Below are 19765 nucleotides of genomic sequence, written 5' to 3'. Positions count from 1 at the left end.
TCTTGTGTAAATATTAACTTTTTATTTACAAGAAAAAAAGAATTTATGCGTTGTGTAGTTTTTTGTTGTTTTACTTTTGTAAAAAAATTCTATGACCAAAAATCTGATGTTAAATTAGAAGAACATTCTCTTTATTATATTCTAAATACTCTGCCAAAAATAAACTTATCCAATAGAATGGCAAAAGAAATGAGAATAAAATCTTTAATTTGTTCGATATATATTAACGGAAAACTAAAATCCTCAATAATTATCATGAATAATATTATTATTAGTCACTGATAAATATAACTAAGTTATTAAATATTAAAATTATATTTGTATTCAATATTCAGTTTCACAAAAGATGAAAGTAGCAATTATTACAGGGATTACTGGGCAAGATGGTGCATATTTAACAAAACTTCTTCTAAATAATAATTACAAAGTCATTGGTTTAGTTAGAGGGTCTTTAAATAAGTTTACAGGGTTAAATTATTTAGGGGTTCTTGATAGAGTAGAAATAATAGAATGCGATCTTTTGGATATTATTCAATTTATTAAAATACTAAATTTATATAAACCTGATGAAATATATAATTTAGCCGCTCAAAGTTCCGTTTCTCAATCGTATAAAGATCCTATCGGTACTTTTCAATTTAATACAATAAGTGTTTTCAATATTATAGAAGCTATAAAAAAGACAAATCCAAATATAAAATTATACCAAGCCAGTAGTAGCGAAATGTTTGGTAAAGTTCGAAAACTTCCTATAACAGAAACCAGTCTTATTCATCCTGTTAGTCCTTATGCAATATCAAAAGTTGCAGCTCATTATACTTGTGTAAATTACAGAGAAAGCTACAATCTATTTATTTGTTGTGGAATCTTATTTAATCATGAATCGTACTTGAGAAATAATAATTTTTTTATCAAGAAAGTCATTAAAGAAAGCTTAGAAATTTCCCTAAACAAAAGAAAAAACTTACAAGTAGGTAATATTGATATTAAACGTGATTTTGGCTATGCTCCAAAATATGTTGAAGCGATGTATTTGTTAATGCAACAAGATAAACCTTCCGATTATTTAATTTGTTCCGGACAATCTATAAGTTTAAGAGATATTATTTATTACGTTTTTGAAAAGTTAAATATTGATAAAAACTTATGTGTCATCAATGAAAATTTTTACAGACCATCTGACATAGAAGATATATATGGTACTAACGAAAAAGCAAAAAAAGAATTATCCTGGGATTATGATTACAATTTTTTTGAGGTATTAGATTTGTTAATTGAAGAAGAAGTAATTAACTACAAAAACAACTAAATGCTTTTGCAAAAACTAAAAAACAATCATTTGTTAATGAGTGGTTTTTATAAAGGCATTTCAGGGTTGTCTTTATTTGTTTCCATCCCTTTACTTATCGCTTATTTTGGTAATGACAATTATGGTGTTTGGGTTTTAGTTTTTACTCTCTTTCAATGGGTTTTGTTAATGGATTTTGGAATTCAAAGTTCTTTAAAAACTAAAATACCGATTCTTTTACATAACAACAAAATTGATTTACTGAAAAGTTACATCAAAACCACCTATAAAATCTCTTTTTATATTGCTTTTAGTATCTTTATCTTTTTCATTCTTTTTATCTGTTTCGTCGATATAAAATCGAGTATGAATGTAACTTTTCACAGCAAATCATTTGTAAACGAACTGTTCTTGATTAATATCTTTTTCTTTTGTGTCAATTTTGTTGCCAACATTCATAAATCCTTATACGTTGCTTTTTTAAAAGGTAAATATTCCGAAGAATCTCTTGCTGTAAATCAATTTGGATTTTTAGTTTTAGTTTTTTTTGTCTCTTTCTTATTCCCGAATATTTCAGCTGAAAATAAACTTATCTTAATTTCCTTTATAAATGGCTCATTTTGCCTTTTTGTAAACATCTTTTATACAATTCGTTTTTTTAAACTTGAAAAGTTTAATTTAAAAACAAACGAAAAAACACCTAAAGATTTTATAAAAGAAATTCTAACGCTAGGATCAAAATTTATGATTATACAGTTGGGGTTGATGTTTATTTTTACTTCTGACAATTATATTATTTCAAATAATTTCAGCCCAAAAGATGTTGTCCCGTATGATACTGTCAACAAAATTTTTCAATTGCCAATAATGATTCTTTTTGCTACACTTTCTCCATTATGGTCAATGTTTGCTAAAGATTATATCGACAAAAACCACATTAAACTAATTACAACTTTTAAAAAGTTTAATATTTATTTTATTGGGATTTTCCTTTTCATTATTGGAATTGCCGCTCTTTGTCCTTTCTTAATTTCTATTTGGATTAAAGAAAAACTAGAAATTCCCAATCATTTAGTTTTATACATCGGAATCGCAACTTCATTACGAATTTTTGTTACTTTTTACACTTTTTTCCTAAATGGAATAGGAAAATTAAACAAATACATCCTCATTTTATTAATAAGTGTGATTTTAAAAATCCCTTTAACTTATTATTTAATACATTTGGATTTTGGAATAAACAGTGTCGTAATATCAACCTTAATTATAATGTTACTTTGGGTAATTTTTATTCCTTATGAAAGTTATCTAATTGTTAACAAACTTAAAGAAAATGAATAGTTTTATCTATAAAAACAAAAGCTCATTAATGAAATTGAAAAGAGCTTTTAATTCTACTTTTAAAATAGAAATTACAAAATATCCAACGGATGAATTAGATAGGAGAATTAAACTTATAAATAATTATAATATTAATGTAATTCTTGATATTGGCGCTAATATTGGTCAATATGGTAGTGAAATGCGAAACCTTGGTTTTAAAGGAGAAATCCTTTCTTTCGAGCCTATGAAAGAAGCATTTAGTAAATTACAAAAAAACGCTGCAAAAGATCCTTTGTGGAAGGTTTTTAACTACTCCATTGGTGAAAGGGATGGACAAACTACAATAAATGTTGCCAAAAACTCTGTAAGTAGTTCACTTCTCGAAAATTTACCTCAACTTACCGATAGTGCTCCAGAAGCTACTTTTATTGAAAAGGAAACTATCGAAATTCGGAAATTAGATAGTATCTTTAAAAGTTTAGGATTACAAGGAAAAAATGTATACCTGAAAATTGACACTCAGGGTTATGAAGAAATGGTGTTGAAAGGTGCTGAACAATCGTTACATTATGTTACTGGAATGCAAATTGAAATGTCGTTTATTCCTTCCTATGAGAGCGCAATGACTTTTGATACCATGAAAACCAAACTCAATAATTTAGGATTTCATTTAGTTGCTTTGGAAAATGGTTTTTACGACAAAAAAACAGGCAAACAATTAGAAATTGATGGTATTTTTTATAAAGACGTATAAGCTTCAATGTGTCTTCTTTATTAACTGACGGTCATAAATGTATAGTGAAAAGTTGACTTAAAATTAAAAAAAATATCTATTTTTGCGATTATAAATAATTTATTTTGATTTAAAATAAACAGCCATGATTAAAACAACTTTTCTGAGTTTATTGTTTTTGAGTTTATTGAATGTTTCATGTGGTTCAAAAGAAAAAGAGCCGTCATCCGAAAATACTACAAAAAACGTACAACTCATTCTTGAATTTAAAACTACCGTAAACGATAAATTTAAAATATATTATTCTAAAAATGCCAATACCGAAATTGGTGGTGAATTGTTTATTGATAAATACATTTATGGTGATGATGATATGCAAAAAGTGACCTTTAACTTTCCTAAAGATGATTTACCTTACAAAATAAGATTAGATGTTGGAACAAATCAGAAAGTGGAAAACATCACAATTAAAAACATTTCTATTGCTTATGGTGATAAAATATTAAATGGTGATGAAGGCGAATTTATGAAATTTTGGTCGCCTAATGAATGTATTAAATTTGATGATGTAAATTATATTTATACTCTAGTTCCGTCTACAAATGGGATAAAAACCCCTGTTTTTATGGCTAACATAGAATTGCAAAAAAAATTAAGAAGTCTATTTAAATAATTACCTCATAAAACTATACCTAAGGCACTATACATAGTATCTTCTTTTAAATATCAGATTTCAATATGGGGAAAACCTCGTTTATGGGTATTTTTACCTTTATTTTTTTATTACTATTTGTTTTTTTAGACGTGCCTTTTCTATTGAGATTGTCATTTATGGTTAATTTCTTTGTGTTATGGCTTATAACTTATTATAATATTTTTTTAGAAAAAAAATTTTCTCCTTTTCTTGGAACCTTTATTGTTTTTAACTTACTGTTTTTTATTGTTGCCCCATTAGTGCAAATCAGCAGTATTGTTTCAAATGGCTATGGCGATAGTGGAAAATACGTTCAAAATCTTCCTTTTTCTGAATATTTTGCCATTAGAGGAAATATATACATTTTATTATTTAATGTTGTTTTCTTTTTTTCATATCTATACTTTAAAAATAAAAATTATCGTTTTAAATCGAAATATAAAGTTTCTTATAATAATACTCCACTAGTTTTAATTATTTTAGCTATTATTAGCTTTCTTATCATCTTAAGTAATTTTTCTACAATTGTATTTCAATATCAAAATGATTTCTATAAAGAGGTAGAACAAACTTCAATTTCTAATTACTTAATTGTTCAAAAATTTTTATTTTTTATTCCTCTCTCAGGATTATTTTTGTCCTATTTCTATTTAGTTAATAACAAAATGATTACCAAAAATTATTTGATTGTTATTGCATTTCTGGTAGCATTCATATTTTTTGTTTTTGTCCTAAAAAATCCATTGACTGAAAAAAGAAATGCATTAGGACCAATATATATAACTTTAATTTATTTGTTTTATAAAAAAGCATTGAATACCAATTACAAGGTTATTAGATTCATGTTTTTTTCAATGGTTCTTCTTTTTCCTTTGATGTCTGTAATAACTCATAGTCAGCATTCATTAAAAGAGATGATTTCTAAACCTAACATATTAGCAGATAATATGAAAATGCTTGATGTTACAGATGCATTCGATTCTCTTCATTATGATGCGTACCCTGACTTCCTGGCAACTATTGATTACTGTGATAGAAATGGAATAACGAAAGGAGAACAATTAAAACCTGTTTTTTTGTTTTTTATCCCTAGAAGCGTTTGGACTTCAAAACCAGAAGTTACTGGTTTTAAAATCGGGAATTATCTTATTAATAGTTATGGATTTAATTTTAACAACCTTTCAAATCCTTACATTTCAGAAGGCTACATTAATTTTGGTTTGTTTGGAATAATTTTATTTGCTGTTATACTAGCCTTAATCTTTGTTTGGCAAATTAGATGGTTAGAAAGTGACGATTCTTTGAAATCTATTTTTGCATTCTATTTTTCAATATATTTAATCTACTTTTTAAGAGGAGATTTAGCAAATGTATACATGCTTATTATATCTACATTTTTTGCAGTTGTGTTTTTTCCTAAGATTTTATTTGCATTAATAAATTATTATGTTAAAAAATAAAGTTTATCTGCATTTAATAAAGTTTTCACTATTATTAAATAGTTGCTTTTTATTAGTGCCAAATAAATTTAAAGCGTATCCAATAGTTATTTTATTACTATTTTCATTCATTTTCTATACTAAAACTGAAAAAAAAAACAGTTATTCCTTAAATAAAACATTTTTAATTGGTGCTTTATTTTTTATTTATCTAGCAAGTTGTTTATATTCATCCCAAACAAACGAAGCTTTTTTTAAATTATCAACTATAGCTTCTTTGATAGCGTATCCTATAATTTTTGAGTTATTAAAATCTTCAAATTTTATCATATCAAAAAAAGAAATTATCACTGTTTTTAAAGCTTTTTCATTTTCAACTACATTGTTTTGCATAATTAGTTTTATTTATTTTTGGAGACAGGAATTTAATTTTTATGAAACAATAATTCATTTCTTTAACCTGATTGATATCCGTTTAGGAATATTTTCTATTCACCCAATATATTTGGCAATTTACATCGGAATTTCAATACTCATGCTTGTTTTCTTGATACATGATAGTCATTACCTATTTTTAAAAATTGCATTTTCTTTTTTAAGCCTATTCTTAGCTATTATACTTATAATATTAATGCGAAAAGGACCCATTATTTATTTGTTACTTCCTCTATTTCTTTTATTAGCTAATTTTTTAAAAATTAAAAGAACAATAATAATATTGTTACTCGTTTTAGCTGGAATTGTTTTTTTTGTGAAAATTGTGCCTAAATATCAAAACGAAAATAGATTTAATGAATTAACCAGCAATACCCTAAACGAAAAACCTGAATCATCAATTTCAATTCGATATAGAGTTTATCAATGTGTAGTTGAAAAGATTTCAGAGAATCCATTTTTTGGATATGGTTTAGGTAGTGTGAAAAGTCACTTGGACCCTTGTTATATTAGTAAGAATATTGATTTAAGCAAAAAAAACTACAACAGTCACAATCAATTTTTTAGTGTTGTCTTGACTGCTGGATTTATCGGTTTGGCAATTTATCTATTTTCTATTTATAAGATTTATAAAATCTTAAATCAAAAAAAATCTATCCTAGGAATTGCTTTATTTACTTTTTTTTTATTGAATTTCTTAACAGAAAATGTGATTGAACGAGAACATGGTGTCCTTGTATATTCTTTTTTTATTAGTCTTTTTCTATATCAAAATGATGAATTGTATAAATCCGTATAAAATTCATGTGTTTCTCTACTGCTCTTCTGCCAACTGTATTTTTGTGATTCCAAAAGCCCTTTAGCAATTATCTCTTGTCTAAAAACAGAATTCATTAATTTTTGTTTTTGTTTGTTAAAGTCACTTAAGTTAATGTTGTCTAACAAAAGCGCCGAGTCTTCAGCTACTTCTCTAATCGTTGCGTTATTTAACCCTATTACTGGGCAACCAGCTCGCATAGCTTCAACAACAGGAATTCCAAAACCTTCATAACTGGAAGGATAGAGTAGCGCTAAAGCACTGTTTAATAAGATATTTAATTCTTCATTCTTTACAGATCCTATAAAAACCAATCTCTCAAAGGCTTCTTTGGTAAATAATTTTAATTCTTTTTTATTCAATGCTCCGCCACCAACAATCACTAATTTTAAATCTTTATTTTCATTGAGCACAGCCGCTACAAAATCAAAATTTTTGTAATTTGTTCTTCCTCCAACAAATAACAGAAACCCACTTTCTAAGTTATGATTAACTAAAAACTGTTTTTGAAGAGTATCTAAATCACTAATAGGAAAATAATCATCACTAACACCTACATAAATAACTTCTGCTTTTTGATTCTTTTTAGTTGGGCAAAATTTTTGAAGGTCAGCATAAGTGTTTTTTGAAATACAAATGACTCCTTTTGACCTTTTTATTGCATTATATTTTAAATTGTTGTGTATTTTTCTCTTTAAAAAAGACGAATAATAATCATGGATAAAATCATAAACCGTAGTAACTTCAATCTGATTTTTGGCACCCGACAATCCTCTATAATAACTAGAATGATATATTAATTTTTCATTGCTTTTGTAATTTATAGGCAATAACCTTGAAAAAAAAGAAGACTTGCTTTCATTACGAATTATGCTTTCTTGAGGAATTTGAAGAATTTTTCTATGAAAATTAGTTAGGTCATTTTTTTCTTCAAAAAATTTTACCTCTTCATTGGTTTGGTTTATTAAATATTTTGATAATTCAAACCAATAATTAGAAACCCCTCCGTTTTTAACTTTTGAATAGATAATGTTGTCTAAAAATATCTTCACTTCAATCTTAATTTATATCGTTTTATATACTTGAATGATTATTAAATCATGTTGTAAATATATACTTTTTAGGCGAAATTGATTTTCCTTTTATAAATCATTATGCATTGGAAATTAAAATACGACTTAAAGTATTCTTTTTTAGTGTCAAAAAGATTTCTACTCAAAAATTAAAGAACAAAATTGTCGAAAAAGGATATATTTGCTAACCGAAACGATTTTAGTTTTTATGCAGCATACTAAAAACATTACTATAGTTACCAACTTCTATTATCCTGAAGACACTGCAATAGGACTTTATACCACACAGTTTTCTAACTATCTTTCTAATAAAGGGTATTCTGTAAAAATTATTACAGGTTTTCCATATTATCCTACTTGGAAAATTTTTGAAAGCTATAACAATCATCCTGATTTCTATTCTGAAAAAATCGATGCTATTGAAGTGTTTCGTTACAAACAGTTTGTTCCAGAAAAAGTGACCTTCGGTGGCAGAATAAAAATGATGTTTAGCGCAGTTTATGGTACTTTTTGTAATTTAAAAAAAATTAATGATACTGATTTAATCATTTGTATTGTTCCGTTTACAATGTCAATTCTTCCTGCTATGCTTTTGGCTAAAAAGAAAAAAGCAAAACTTTGGGTTCACATTCAGGATTTTGAATTTGACCTGGCATTAGAGTCTGGTATTGTAAAGAAAAACAATCTAGCGTCAAAACTTTTTGAAAGTAGTGTTTTAAGTTTTGAACGGTTTTTATTAAACCGCGCTACACTAGTTAGCAGCATTAGTAATAGTATGTTGTCTAAAATAAGGGAGAAGTCCAAACACGATATGCCTTATTTTTTCCCGAATTGGGTATCCTCAAATAAAATAAATCCTGAACTAAGCAAAAAACATCCTTTAATAAATCCTGATAAATTTACGGTACTCTATTCAGGAAACATTGGCGAAAAGCAAAATTGGGATTTCCTATACGATTTGTGTCAAGTAATTTCTCCTACTGAAAATATAGAAATTGTCATTGTGGGTGATGGCGGTTTTAAAAATACGCTAATCGAAAAACTGAAAAGTTTTCCTTTTGTTAACTATTATGAACCTGTTCCTTATGAAGAACTCAACGATTTATTATGTTCGGCTGATGTTCATTTTTTATTTCAAAAGACAGATGTTCTTGATACGGTTATGCCCTCAAAAATTCTCGGGATGATGGCGAGTAAAAAACCGTCTATTATCTCTGGAAATCAAAATTCAGAAGTTTTAAAGGTAATTCATGAATCTCAAGGTGGTTTTTATTTCTCAGAAAATAATATCCAACCTGTTTATCAAACCATTTTAGAGTTGAAAAACAATCCTGCTTTAAGCGAACAAATGGGTTTGAAAGCACGAAATTACATACTTGAAAAATTTAATGCAGAAAAAATACTAGCTGATTTTGAACAGAAAATAAGTGCGCTAATTTAAAAAACTGTACCTTTATAATTAGATTACTATCCCAACAACACAATTCTACATGAAAACAAATATATCTCTTCTATTGCTTTTATGCTCTTTTTTGACACGTGCGCAAATTATTAGCTTTGCTGATGCAAATTTTAAAAACAGCCTTGTTAACTCAACAACTGTGAGTAGCCCAGCAACGGGATTTGACGACAACTACTTAAAAGTTGATACCAATAGCGATGGCGAAATACAAATTAGCGAAGCTTTATTGGTAAAAAGTTTAAGTTATTCTTTTGGCTGTTTTAGGTTTGGTTGTGATGGAGTAAGTATAGCCAATTTTCAAGGTTTGAATAGCTTTTCTAATCTTGAAGTTTTTTCAGCGACTGGTCAAGACGCTGCTCTTATTGATGTTAAAAATCTATCTCATCTTAAAACCTTAAAATATAGTCTATATAGCTCTATCGGTTTTTATAATCTTGCCGCCCATCCTAATAACTATGTGAAAATTGATTTTATTGGCACAACAAATTTGGAAGTTCTCGACATTCGTGCTAGTTATATGGATTTCGACTTATCTACCTTGATAAATCTAAAAGAATTAAGAATTGCATCACCAAATTTAACTACTTTAGACTTGAGACCTAATACTAAACTCGAAATACTTTATTGTGGAGGTAATAGTTCTTTAACAAGTGTCAATTGGACTGGGTTAACCAATTTAAAAGAGATAGACTGTAGTGGTAACAGCAAAATTAATTCTTTGTCATTTGATGGATTAATTAATTTGAAAAAATTAGTATGTAATTTAAACCCTATTACTGAATTAAACGTTTCAAATTGTCCAAATCTTGAGTATTTATCATGTCAAAACAGTAAATTGACTTCACTAAATGTAACTGGGCTTTCGAAACTTACCTATTTAAACATTTACGATAATTTAGTAACTACTATAAATACTTCAACCTTATCTTCTCTAAAAGAATTCACTTGTGGATATAATAAACTATCTACATTAGACTTAAGCGGACTTTCTAAACTTACTCAATTAATTTGTAGAGGTAATCTATTATCTTCCTTAGATTTAACTGGACTTTCTGTACTTGAAGAAATTGATTGTAATAGTAATCAAATTACATCATTAAATTTAAGCTCTTTGACCTCGGTTAAAGATATTGATGTATCTTTTAATAAACTATCCTCAATTAATGTAACTGGTTTAACTAATTTAATCACATTGGACTGTCGCTACAATTTGATAAGTTCTTCTCTTGATTTAACGGGTTTAAATAATTTACAAAGTCTTGATTGTAATACTAACCAAATTCCTGCTATTGTTTTTGGTGGTAATGCAAAACTTACTAGTATTGAATGTTCAAACAATTTTATAACAACCCTTGATTTAAGTAACTTTACTTTAGATAGTAATTTATCTTGTTATAACAATTTATTAGAAAGTCTTTATTTAAAAAACGGAAAAAAAGAAGTTATAAATATTTACGGCAATCCCACTTTAAAGTTTATTTGTCAAGATCAAGATGCTATTTATAGACTTCAAGGATATGTTACTGATCTAAATTACACTAATTGTTTTATTAGTCCTTTCTGCTCTTTTACACCGGGTGGCGTTTATTATACTGTTCAAGGCGGTCAAAAATTTGACTTTAATAACAATGGTTGTGATAGTGCTGACAGTAGTTTGCCTAATGTAAAATATACAATTTCTCCTTTAGGCTCATCAAATCCACCGGATTATATTATCTCTAAAGAAGATGGTAGTTATCATGTCGATTTACCCGCTGGTAATTTTTCTATAAGTCCTTCTTTTGAAAACCCTTCTTATTATACTAGCAACCCAGCTACATTAAACGTTTCTTTTCCTACTCAATACAGTCCTTTTACTCAGGATTTTTGTATCACTGCAAATGGTTCTCATCCTGATTTAGAAGTAGTGATAATTCCGATACAACAGGCAAGACCAGGGTTTGATGCCACTTATAAAATTGTATTAAAAAACAAAGGAACTATTGCGCAATCTGGAACCCTGAATTTAACATTTGATGATGCTGTTTTAGATTTTGTCTCTTCTAATCCTGCTCTCAATAATCAGTCGCTTAATTCATTATCGTGGGATTTTTCGAATATAAATCCTTTTGAAACAAAAACTATAAACCTTATTTTAAATCTAAACAGTCCGCTAGAAACACCTGCTCTAAATATGGGCGACATTCTTCATTTTTCTGCCTCCATTACAAGTGCTGAAACTGATGAAACTCCCTTAGATAATACTTTTTATTTTAACCAAACGGTTGTCAATTCATTCGACCCAAATGACATTACGTGTCTAGAAGGAGAAACGGTTCCATTAACTAATGATGATTTTTATTTGCACTATATCGTTCGTTTTGAAAATACAGGAAATTATAGTGCTCAAAATATAGTAGTAGAAGACGTTGTTGAAACTAATTTTTTTAATGCAGCTTCTTTAGTGCCTATAAGTTCGAGTCATCCGTTTTATACCATTAAGAAATATGCTAATGGATCGGGAGTAACAACTATTCATTTTATTTTTGAGAATATTAATCTTCCTTTTACAAATGGCTCCAATACGGGATTTATTGCGTTTAAAATAAAAACAAATCATTCTTTTTATAATTTACCTCAAGGCATTTGGAACCACAAGGCAAATATTTATTTTGATTATAATTATCCTATTAAAACCAATATGGTTTCAACATCCATGCTAACGTTGTCTTCAGAAAATTTTGCTGATGCTAAAAAAAACATCTTTTATCCTAATCCAGCAAATGATAAAATATACTTTACTCAAGAACAAAAATCAGTTACTGTTTTTACTATAGAAGGGAAAAAAATAAAAACGGTTTTAAAAAATAAAGAGCTAGATATTTCTGACTTGCCAAAAGGGATTTATCTCCTTCAAATAGATACTTTACAAAACATCGAGAATGGTGTGATTACAAAAAAATTAATCAAAAATTAAGTTAGAAAATTATATTAATTATCTTCTTTTAAATCACACTTTTTAATACCAGGTCGTTAGTGAAAATAGCATATTAATACAGAAACTATTCTTTTTTTCTGCATTTCATAGAATAATTAAGCTTTGTATCGATAAAATATCATGAGTTATTAACAATTGTATAATTTCACACCCTTATTAATCAATACTTTAAAAAAGTCATGAAAAAAAGTACCCCAATTTTTATCTGTTTGCTTTTACTAGTAGTAAGTCAAACCTCGATAAGTCAAAACCTAGTTATCAACGAAATTGTAACTTCAAACACCACTATTAACCAAGACGAAGACGGAACCTATCAAGATTGGGTTGAACTTCGTAACAATGGCGCTTCAACTATCAACTTAACAGGTTTTGGTTTAACAGATGATGCCACATTACCCTACAAATGGACTTTTCCTAATGTTAGTATTGGTGCTGGTCAATATTTATTGATATGGTGTTCTGACAAAAACAAGACTGTTCCGGGAAGTCCACTTCACACTAATTTTAAAATAAGTTCTTCAGGAGAAGCAATAACACTGACTAATGCTTCAGGCGTAACACTAGATGTTGTTCCTGCTACTGTTATTTTACAAAATCTATCGTATGGGCGTTTGCCTAACGGAACTGGGTCTTTTAAATTTTTTAATGTCGTAACTCCTGCTGCTGCGAACGGAACAGTTGGATATACTGAAGCTTTAAGTCCTCCAACGTTTTCTAAAGAATCTGGATTTTTAACTGCTGGTTTTAATTTAACCCTTTCTACATCAGTTCCAGGCGCAACTATTTTGTATACACTAGATGGTTCTGAACCTCAATCTTCCAATTTAGGAGGAACAACTTATAGTTACAAAAACAAGTATGCAGAACATCCTGGACAAACAACAGGTTCTTTGTTAACAAAAAACTTTAAAACCTTACAATATAGTACTCCAATAGCTATTGTGGATCGTTCTAGTCAACCCAACAAACTTGCTTCTATATCAAGTACTTATTCTTTTGATCCAACCTATATTCCAACTTCACCCATATACAAAGGCACAGTTGTTAGAGCTAAAGTTGTAAAACCTGGTTCTCTGGATAGTAAAACAGTAACTAATACATATTATATTTCGCCACTTGGCACTAACAGATTTTCATTACCCATAGTGTCCTTAAGTCTTGATGAAGATAAATTATTCGATTACACCAACGGAATATATGTTGCAGGAAAAGACTTTGATACTTGGAGAACTGCTAATCCAACTGAAGAACCTGATTATGTCGAAAACACTAGTAATTATTGGAGAAGAGGTATTGAAAATGAAAAAAGAGCAAATATGACCTACTTTGTGAATGGTTTGCCTGTTATGAATACTGATATTGGAATTAGAATTCATGGAGGATCGACACGTGCATTTGAAAGCAAATCTTTAAATCTATATGCCCGTTCTGATTATGGCTCTAGCACAATAGATTATAAATTTTTCAACAGTAAATCAGATGACAAATTTGAAAGTTTAGTATTAAGGAATTCTGGCGGTGATTTTAGAAATACCATGTTTAGAGATGCCTTGAATCATAAGTTGATAAAATCATTAAACTGCATTACTGAATCATACCAACCAACTGTTACTTTTGTAAATGGAGAATTTTGGGGAATTTTAAATATTCGCGAACGCTATGACGATAACTATTTTAAGAGAACTTTTAACATAGATAAAATCGATTTGGATTATCTGGAAGATAGAGGGCGTGCCTCTGATGGAAATGTTTCATATGGTGATGATATTGATTATCAAAATATGATAAATTATATTACAAATAATAGTTTAGCAACTGAAGCCAACTATAATTATATTAAAACCAGATTAGACCCTGAAAGTTTTAGTGATTATCACATAGCTAACATTTATCTGGAAAATGGAGATTGGCCGGGAACCAACATCGAATTTTGGAGAAAAAGAACTTCCGGCTTTGTTCCCAATGCTCCATACGGTCATGATGGAAGATGGCGTTGGGCTATCCATGATATGGATGATACCTTTGGATCCTACTTCGATGATGTTACTACAAACACCTTAGCATTAGCAACAGCTACAAATGGACCAACATATCCGAATCCTGCTTGGTCAACACTAATTCTGCGAAAATTATTAGAAAACACTTCATACAAAAATGATTTTATCAATCGTTTTGCTGATTTAATGAATACAACTTTCCTGCCCTCAAGAGTTATTGCTACCATTGATGAAATGAAAAGTGTAATCTATCCAACGATTCCCGAACATATTTCCAGATGGAAATCTCCAGCTAATATAGACGATTATGATTGGCATATTGGTTTCGAGAAAAATTTTGCAACAGAAAGACCAGCAGCTCAAAGAAATCATATTCGTACTAAATTTGGAATTGCCTCCAATATAAATGCAACATTAAATGTATCAAATCCGAGTCATGGATACATAAAATTGAATACCATTGAAATTAAAGCAGGAACAGACGGAATCACTTCAAATCCTTATCCCTGGACAGGAGTTTATTTTTCTAACATTCCTGTTAAATTAAAAGCAATTGCTAATCCGGGATTTGTATTTAGTCATTGGACTGGAGCTTCATCAAGTACAAATGCAGAAATTACTGTAACTTCTGCTGCAAACTTCAACGTTACTGCGGTGTTTGTTGCAGAAACGATAGCCACTAGTCAACCTATTTACTACTGGATGATGAATTCGACAATTGCAAATAACGTACCTCTTGAATCTTTAACTACTACCTATAAAACTGGAACAACAGATGGTGTAATTCAATATCAATCGTGTTTGGTAGGTTATCCTTTTGTCTCAACTGATGTTGTAAATTGGAGAAAAGCATCAATGGAAAGAAGAAATAGTCCAACCGATATCAATTACATCCCATTAGCGAATGCCAATTTGCCATTTGCTACAAGTGATATGAAAGGTTTACAAATAAAAGAACCTTTGCAAAAAGACGGATTAGAAAATACAATGGTATTTAATTTTTCTACTAGCGGTCAAAAAGACATAAAATTAACATTTGCGGCTATTAATGAACTAACAAATGCCTCGGCTATACTTGTTGATTATTCTACAAATGCTGGATCTCCTGTTTGGACATCGGGAGGATTAGCATCTAGCTCCTTATCATTGACAAATTCTTATCAGTTATTCAGTATTGATTTTAGTTCCATTTCATCGGCCAATAATAATCCAGATTTTAAAGTTCGTTTACGATTTTCAGGAACGAATATGACGGTAGATAATGGCAACCGGATTACGTTCAATAATATTGCTGTTCATGGGACAAAAACCACTTTATCTGTTAACCAAAAAGAAGCGCTTCAGTTTTCAGTATTTCCAAATCCCTTCTCTGATATAGTGAATGTTGTAGGCTTAAATCAAGCAGAAAATGTCTTTTATAAATTGTTTACTATTGATGGTAAATTAATTAAAAATGGTAAAACAGAAAGTAGCAAAGTTGATTTAAATGATATTTCTAAAGGTGTTTATCTCTTGCAATTGTCCTACGATGGAAAAATAGAAACCAAAAAAATAATTAAAAAATAACAGTGTGTTTTTACCTGTTTTTGGAAAAGAGGCGATTACGAATCGTCTCTTTTTTTTATTCAATTTTAGCTGCTGTTCATCGGATAAATTAGTTATGTGGCGATAAAATTTAGTGTTGGATTTTTCATTTCATAATTTTGGTTATATAACCTAATTTCTGTATGAAAATTAATACTTATTTTCCTGTTTTATTTTTATTTTTCGCCTTATCAAATCCTGTTTTTTCACAAAGTCTTGTCATAAATGAGATTATGACTTCAAACTCTAATTCCATCAAGGATGAAGACAATAGTTATCAGGATTGGATTGAGTTATATAACTCAGGTCCCACATCTGTAAACCTTCTCGGCTTTGGATTATCAGATGACCCTTTGGTATTGTACAAGTGGACTTTCCCTAACGTTTCACTAGCCTCAGGGCAATACCTAATAGTATGGGCTTCTGATAAAAATAAAACTTTAGTTGGAGGTCAATTGCACACCAACTTTAAAATTAGCTCAACTGGAGAAACCATTTTACTTACAAATACTTCTGGAGTCACTATAAGCACAGTGCCTCCAGTAAATTTACAAGCTGATATTTCCTATGGTAAATATCCAAATGGAACTGGTCCATACGCTTATTTTGGCACTCCAACTCCTAATGCGGTAAATGCGACGACAGGATTCTCTGAAATTTTAAATCCACCTGTTTTTTCACAAGCCTCTGGATTCTTAACTTCTGGTTTTAATTTAACGTTATCTTCACCTGACCCAGGAACAACTATTCTGTATACCTTAGATGGCTCTGAACCTGATGAAAATAACCTTTCAGGAACAACTTACAACTATAAAAATCAATACCCAAAACTGCCCGGGCAAGCTTTTGGTTCTTTCTTATACAATTCTTTTCAAACACTACAATATACTGCGCCAATTCCAGTAGCAGATCGTTCATCGCAGCCAAACAAACTTTCTGCAATGTCCACCACTTATGATTTTACGCCACCTTATTTTCCAAATGGCCCTATTTATAAAGGAAATATAATTAGAGCTAAAGTCATTAAACCTGGCGCTTTGCCAAGTAAAGTAGTTTCTAGAAATTATTTTATTACACCGTCCGGCTCAACTAAATATTCACTTCCTGTACTTTCGTTAAGTTTTGATGAAAATGATTTATACGATTATGAAGACGGAATTGCAGTTGCTGGTATTGATTTCGATAACTGGAGAACGGCTAACCCAACAAAAATTCCTTCAAGGGAAATTGGGAATTTTGAGCGAAGTGGAATTGCCAATGAAAGAAAGGCAAATATGCATTATTTTGTAAATGGCCAAGAAAAAATAAATCAAGATGTAGGCATCCGTATCAGAGGAGCCTACTCAAGAGTGTATCCAAGTAAATCATGGAACATAGCTGCGCGATCGGATTTTGGTGATGAGAATATGTCGTACAAATTTTTTGCAGACGAACCATATACAAGCTACGAAAGATTGAGTGCCAAGAGTGGTGGTAGTGATTTTTACAATACCATGTTCAGAGATGCATTGAATCATCAATTGGTCAAAGATTTAAGAATGGAAACTGAATCCTTTCAGCCAATGGTGGTTTTTATGAATGGGGAATATTGGGGACTTCTCAATATGCGTGAAAAATATGACAACAATTATTTTAAGCAAGTCTATAACATAGATGAAGTTGATTTATTAGAAAACCAAGGAGAAATTCAAGAAGGTGATGCTGTTGATTATAACAACATGTATTCCTATATTTCAAATAATAGCTTTAGTAGCGATGCCAATTATGCTTACATTCAAACACGAATGGATACTGATAATTTTATAGATTATTTTACCACAAATATTTTTGCACAAAACGATGATTGGCCGGGAAACAATATTGTATATTGGAGAAAAAGAACCACAGGATATGTTCCAAATGCCCCTTATGGACATGATGGAAGATGGAGATGGGCAATTCATGATATGGACAGCACTCTCGACGAATCTGATCATAATTCATTAGCTGATGCTACATCTACCACTGGAACAAGTCCAAATCCACCTTGGTCAACACTAATTCTAAGAAAATTATTAGAGAATAACACCTTTAAGAATGACTTTATCAATCGATTTGCCGACTTGATGAATACTAATTTTCTTTCCTCAAGAATAATTGCAAAAATTGATGAAATTTCAGCCATCATAGCTCCTGAAATGCCTGATCAATATTTTCGATGGAAAGCACCTCTGAATAATGGCGATTGGCAATATCATCTTAATGAAGAAAAAGACTTTGCAATAGAAAGACCACAATTTCAGAGAAGCCATATCCGTTCAAAATTTGGAATCTCATCAAACATTGATGTAACTCTCAATGTCTCCAATGCAACTCACGGATATGTAAAAATAAGTACTATTGAAATCAAAGAAGGAACACCCGGAATAACTAGTAATCCTTATCCATGGACAGGTATTTATTTTAAGGGAATTCCTCTAAAACTAAAAGCGATTGCAAAACCTGGTTATGTTTTCAGTAATTGGTCTGGTGCATCGAGCAGTACTGACCCAGAAATTACGATAACACCAACAGGCAACTTCTCTATAACAGCTATTTTCGTTCCTGTTGTTACAGAAACTACTGTTCCTATTTACTTCTGGATGATGAACGGTTCGATAGTAAACGGTGCCCAATTGACCAATTTAAATTCTACATATGAGTTGGCTTCTGATGGTGTTATTCAATACCAATCTTGTCTTTCGGGCTACCCCTATCCTTCAGGGAATCCTAACTATGGAAAAGCTTCGATGGAGAGAAGAAATAATCCAACTACCTTAAATTACAGACCTGAAGTGAATAGCAATTTAGCTTACGCATCAAGTGATATGAGAGGTTTACAGATAAAACAGCCATTCCAAAATGGAGGACGAGAAAATATTTTATATTTCAATTTTTCCACTACTGGTTATAAAAAAATTAAATTTTCATTTGCTGCTGTTGACGAAGGAGCTGCAAACGCCATTTTAGTAGACTATTCTCTAAATTCAGGAACTCCTATTTGGATAAACTCTGGGTTAGCTACCGCTACTTTGAGTTTAACATCAAGTTATCAATTATTTACAATTGATTTTTCATCAATAACAGCAGTTGATGATAACCCAAATTTCAAAATCCGATTCCGATTTTCAGGAACAAATATGACTGCTGATACGGGCGCAAGAGTCACTTTCAATAATATTGCTGTTGAAGGCGTTAAATTACCTTTGTCTTATAAATCTCCTAATTTATTTACTGTAGGAACTGCTATACCAAATCTAGTTCCTTCGTCAACCGAAACTATTACTAATTTTAGTGTTTCTCCAAACTTACCTGCTGGTTTAAATTTAAATTCCTCAACTGGGATAATTTCAGGAACTCCAACTGTTGCTTCATCAACCTCTATTTACACTATAAATGGTACTTATGCTTTAGGTAATCTTTCCTATGGAATATCAATAGGTGTAAATGATTTACCTCCAAATAACTTAAATTATGCCTCACCTAGCGTATTTACTAAAAATCTTGCGATAACTCCATTAAATCCTTCGGTTTCTGGTGGTGTCGTAGTGAGTTATTCTATTTCTCCAAGTCTGCCTTTGGGATTGATTTTAGATACTACTACTGGGGTAATTAGTGGAACGCCAACTAGTATTAATAGCACTACTAATTACATTGTAACAGCAACGAATTCAGGCGGATCAACTTCGTTTACTATTTCAATCACTGTAAATGATGTTGCTCCAAGTGCTCTTTCATATAACTCGCCTAATGTGTTTACTAAAAATAGTGTGATTACTGCTTTAAGTCCTGTTGTTTCTGGGGGGGCAGTAATGAGTTATTCTATTTCTCCGAATTTACCTTCGGGGTTAAATTTTGATACTGCTTCGGGTGTAATTTCGGGAACGCCTTCGGTGATTTCAGGTAGTTCTAGTTATACCGTAAC

Annotated in this window: 11 protein-coding genes; 10 read left to right on the top strand and 1 reads right to left on the bottom strand. The window is 30.2% G+C overall.

The genetic code is table 11. The features are described 5' to 3' along the window. Positions 1-346: 346 nt before the first annotated feature. The 6 genes from AC23L6_RS00055 to AC23L6_RS00030 all read left to right on the top strand — a co-directional run bounded on the left by AC23L6_RS00055 (position 347) and on the right by AC23L6_RS00030 (position 6711). Complete coding sequence (locus tag AC23L6_RS00055; RefSeq protein ID WP_487560242.1) at positions 347-1309, top strand: GDP-mannose 4,6-dehydratase; 963 nt, start codon at positions 347-349, stop codon at positions 1307-1309. Next, a complete protein-coding gene (locus AC23L6_RS00050) occupies positions 1310-2629 on the top strand; it encodes a lipopolysaccharide biosynthesis protein (RefSeq protein WP_487560241.1) in 1320 nt (439 codons plus the stop codon). It abuts the gene before it with no gap. A 28-nt stretch (positions 2630-2657) separates the two neighbouring features. Then, positions 2658-3365, top strand: coding sequence for an FkbM family methyltransferase (locus AC23L6_RS00045; RefSeq protein WP_487560240.1), 708 nt, complete (start codon positions 2658-2660; stop codon positions 3363-3365). 124 nt (positions 3366-3489) lie between these two features. Next, entirely contained in the window at positions 3490-4017 is a 528-nt protein-coding gene (locus AC23L6_RS00040; protein WP_487560239.1) for a hypothetical protein, read from the top strand. Between the two features lie 65 nt (positions 4018-4082). Then, the gene (locus AC23L6_RS00035; RefSeq protein ID WP_487570222.1) at positions 4083-5498 is read left to right on the top strand and encodes an O-antigen polymerase; all 1416 of its coding nucleotides are present in this window, start codon (positions 4083-4085) and stop codon (positions 5496-5498) included. Further along, positions 5485-6711, top strand: coding sequence for an O-antigen ligase family protein (locus AC23L6_RS00030; protein WP_487560237.1), 1227 nt, complete (start codon positions 5485-5487; stop codon positions 6709-6711). Before AC23L6_RS00035 ends, AC23L6_RS00030 begins: the two co-directional genes overlap by 14 nt. On the opposite strand, the gene AC23L6_RS00025 is transcribed toward AC23L6_RS00030, so the two are convergent. Continuing rightward, positions 6681-7781, bottom strand: a complete 1101-nt coding sequence (locus tag AC23L6_RS00025; protein ID WP_487560236.1) for a glycosyltransferase family 4 protein — start codon at positions 7779-7781, stop codon at positions 6681-6683. The genes AC23L6_RS00030 and AC23L6_RS00025 overlap by 31 nt on opposite strands. A 229-nt stretch (positions 7782-8010) precedes the next feature. Between AC23L6_RS00025 and AC23L6_RS00020 the strand changes: the two genes are divergently transcribed. The 4 genes from AC23L6_RS00020 to AC23L6_RS00005 form a co-directional block, all read left to right on the top strand. Further along, the gene (locus AC23L6_RS00020; RefSeq protein WP_487560235.1) at positions 8011-9243 is read left to right on the top strand and encodes a glycosyltransferase family 4 protein; all 1233 of its coding nucleotides are present in this window, start codon (positions 8011-8013) and stop codon (positions 9241-9243) included. 49 nt (positions 9244-9292) lie between these two features. After that, complete coding sequence (locus AC23L6_RS00015) at positions 9293-12220, top strand: DUF7619 domain-containing protein (protein WP_487560234.1); 2928 nt, start codon at positions 9293-9295, stop codon at positions 12218-12220. Between the two features lie 200 nt (positions 12221-12420). Further along, entirely contained in the window at positions 12421-15804 is a 3384-nt protein-coding gene (locus tag AC23L6_RS00010; RefSeq protein WP_487560233.1) for a CotH kinase family protein, read from the top strand. A gap of 161 nt (positions 15805-15965) precedes the next feature. Further along, the coding region (locus AC23L6_RS00005; protein WP_487560232.1) for a CotH kinase family protein at positions 15966-19765 on the top strand (3800 nt) is incomplete at its 3' end.

It is taken from the genome of Flavobacterium sp. R1_16 (assembly GCF_057652095.1).
The sequence above is the reverse complement of the archived record's forward strand: the minus strand, read 5'-3'. Positions and strand labels throughout refer to the sequence as shown.